General features: G+C 34.9%; 4 protein-coding genes. All 4 read left to right on the top strand.

From position 1 onward, the window contains the following. Positions 1-559 (top strand): transposase (locus ABDZ84_RS12400; RefSeq protein WP_343781697.1); only part of this gene is annotated, 559 nt, incomplete at its 5' end. A 183-nt stretch (positions 560-742) separates the two neighbouring features. Next, on the top strand, positions 743-1,243 hold the full coding sequence (locus tag ABDZ84_RS12405) for a hypothetical protein (protein WP_343781699.1): 501 nt from the start codon (positions 743-745) through the stop codon (positions 1,241-1,243). Between the two features lie 100 nt (positions 1,244-1,343). Continuing rightward, positions 1,344-1,892 (top strand): YkoP family protein, encoded by a 549-nt coding sequence (locus tag ABDZ84_RS12410; protein ID WP_246484850.1) that lies wholly within the window; start codon positions 1,344-1,346, stop codon positions 1,890-1,892. Positions 1,893-1,933: 41 nt separating this feature from the next. Further along, positions 1,934-3,052 carry an MGDG synthase family glycosyltransferase gene (locus ABDZ84_RS12415; RefSeq protein WP_121605668.1) on the top strand — a complete coding sequence of 373 codons (1,119 nt, stop codon included), beginning with the start codon at positions 1,934-1,936 and terminating at the stop codon, positions 3,050-3,052. Positions 3,053-3,328: the final 276 nt, after the last annotated feature.

Genomic DNA, 3,328 nt, shown 5'->3' on the forward strand with positions numbered 1-3,328 from the left:
TATCCAAGTCATCGAAGAACTCCCTGTAGATCCGGAATCTACGATTCTTCGTGAGGCTGTGGTTAAACTGAGGAAAATGAAATTTCCAGTTCGCTTGATCGAAACACAAGATAGTCAAGGAAATCTTATTAGGATCATCATTAATGATGCGAAAATGAGTGCACAGGAAATCAGTGATCTTTACCGAAATCGCTGGCAAATAGAATTATTCTTTAAATGGATGAAACAACACTTAGTTCTCAAAAAGTGTTATGGAAAGAGCTCAAACGCCGTTTACAACCAAATTTACATAGCTATGATCACTTTCTGCTTAACTTTATTGATGAGGAAAAAAGTGTGTTATCAAGGATCACTTCTCGAAATGCTTGAATTTATTGGTGTATATTGGTCAAGCTGCTTCTCTACCTTTATAAAAGAACTGTTTAAAAAGCCAAATCGAACGTCGGATGGACGGAGGCGACTTGAACATGAGCGCATCTTTAATAACATACTAGAACAAATTAAACGAGAGGAGACCTGGTACTTAAATAATGATGTAACCTATGATCTTATCTTCTGATATGTAAAAATCTGGATAAGGGCTACCTTCAATTAGAACCCCCTTATCCTTTTGGCTCTATAAACCCTATATTCAAAAAACTGAATTTTTGAACAGTTATTAATTGGTATATTTTTGATAAATATTCCAGTTTTGCGCACTTGACTATTTTTAAAATTTTTTGTGCAACGCTAATGATATATGTTGGATCATGTAAACATCGGGACAATTGTTGAAAAACTTAAACACGATAAGCGAATTGATATCATTGCATGGAAGGAAAATGATTGTATTCGTGTGGAATCTGCGATGAAAGAAGGGACATTATACTTTAGACCTAATGGGAAATATGTAGATGAGTTTAATCAATCATGGTGGATAGTAGGAAATCATGAATTATTGGATTTGAAATGGATAGAAAATCATATCGTTTATAATGATTTTCCAGATGCATTAGCTCGATTGCATGGGGCTTTATATTCTCATCCTGGACAATTCCTTGTTGTAAATGCAAAACCAGGATGTGAATTTAAAGCTCAGTCTACTCCTTTTCACTTAAGCGGAGCTGCTCATGGATCCTTACATAAGCAGGAGTCAATTGTCCCCTTAATAATAGCTGGGACGAATGAACAGCCCATTACACCGCGGATAATAGATCTAAAGGAATTTATATTTAGGGTTATTCAAGAACAATTACATGAATAAAATACCAATTCGTTCTGTAGATTTCACCAAAAAATTCCGTTTATAATATTTCTTTATAGCTACAAAATAAGTAGGAGAAATTTTATGGAGTGGAAAGAATATGACAATGAGAAGCTATCTATTAGGTGTCTGGGACAGTATTGATCCAATTTATTTTGCTTGTTCCCGATTATCCTATATATCAGATAATCATCAGCGTAGAACGATGCTTCGGGTTCGGCTCACTAGATATAAAGGTGGAAAAGTCGTGCTCGAAGATGGAACAGTTCTACGAAAAAATGACTTATTACTAAAGATTCACCTTCACAATGTAAAACTAATAAAGGAATTAAATGCATTTCCTAATGATATTAAACGTGCAGTATTTATTTATCACAGTATTAAACAAGCCATGCCAAACTTAGCAATGTATGTTCATGCACACCCAAAAGCAGCGGATATAAAGGCAGTTATAGGAATCACAAGTTTGTATCGAGGAGCAGAACGATTGGGGTTTGAAAAAAGCGCATTAAAAAATAGATTTTATCGTTACTTTAAAAGGATAACTTTAATGCCAATTAATATGTTGACAACAAAAAAAGATGCTGAGCCTGTTTATCTATTCATGTCAAAAAACAAGATAATGGATAAATACTATCTTGAGGGTTAACACAATATTGTTTTTTTGAAATTAAGGACGGGGCTAAAAACATGGATAAACCTAAACAATCAGATGCGTTATTTCTACCTTTTCTGCAAATGCCAAGTGGCCATCATCATGTTGCAGATACGCTCATAACGGATTTATTACATTATAATAATAACAAGCGAACGAACAAAGTTGAATTATTATCTTATAGTTATGGGAGTTTAGAAAAGATAGTAACCTCAACGTATATTAGCTGGATAAAACGATTTCCAGGCGTATATGATCGACTATATACATTACTTGCCTGTAGAAATATGTCGAAAAGGAAAAGGCACCGCCATTATGAATTACTATTCCGCCCTTTTTTAAACAAACTTGTGAAAGAGGAAAATCCAGAAATTGTCTTTTTAACCCATGCCCTGCCTTCGAGTATCGTAAGTGTCCTAAAACAAGAAAATAAGCTACAAGCAGTTACGGTTAATGCGTATACAGATTTTTTTGTGAATCGATTATGGGGGATAAAAGGTATTGATTATCATTTCGTACCTACCGCCTCTGTAAAGAAATTCTTACTTAAATTAGGTGTGAAAGCAGAGCGTATATTTATCACTGGGATACCCGTTCATCCTGTATTTCGAGAGGAATTTTCTTTAAAGGAGAAAAAACAAGCATTACTCATTACAGGCGGAAGTTTAGGGAGTTGTGGTATGGATGAACTATTATCAGATAAGCATTTGCCGAAAAAGATGCATCTCTATGTACTTTGTGGAACGAACGAACAATTGTATCAAACGTTAAGCAAGCAAAATAATTCAAATATTACACCTATCCCTTATATCGAATCTAAAGCGCAGATGAACAAATTGTATAATGAGGTTGACGCTGTTTTAACAAAGCCAGGCGGTGTAACAATTAGTGAATGCTTGATGAAACGGAAGCCAATTTTTGTTTATCATGCTTTACCAGGTCAGGAACAAATCAATTTGCAGGAGCTCATACAGCTTGGATTGGTAAATCCTATCGACTTAAATAAAGAACCATTGGAGGAACAAATAAATCAATTTTTTCTGGATACGCAAAAGAAAAATCGGTATACAGAAAATGTAAATCGATATCATCAAAATTTATCGACGCAATCAATTGGAGCACTTATTCAACAAGTGATGAATCAAAGTCAATAGCCAAATAAAGGCTGTTGACTTTTTTATAAGTTAAGAAAGTATAAAATCAGTGCAATGACTGCGTTAAGCGAAGTAGTTATTTTGAAATGTTTGATGTATATTGGCAACGCTCCGACGAATTACTTCGCTTTCCGTGGGCACGGCCTCAACTAACTTTGCAAAGAAGAACACGTTGCAAAGTGGATTTTCGGCTCGCGCTAATCCCAAGGAGTCTACGTAATTCGTCTCCGCTATGAGAAGGTGCAACAATTCTTGTCATAAGTAATAGGTTGACTT

The organism is Virgibacillus salarius (genome assembly GCF_039521925.1).
Taxonomy (GTDB): Bacteria; Bacillota; Bacilli; order Bacillales; family Amphibacillaceae; genus Virgibacillus; species Virgibacillus salarius.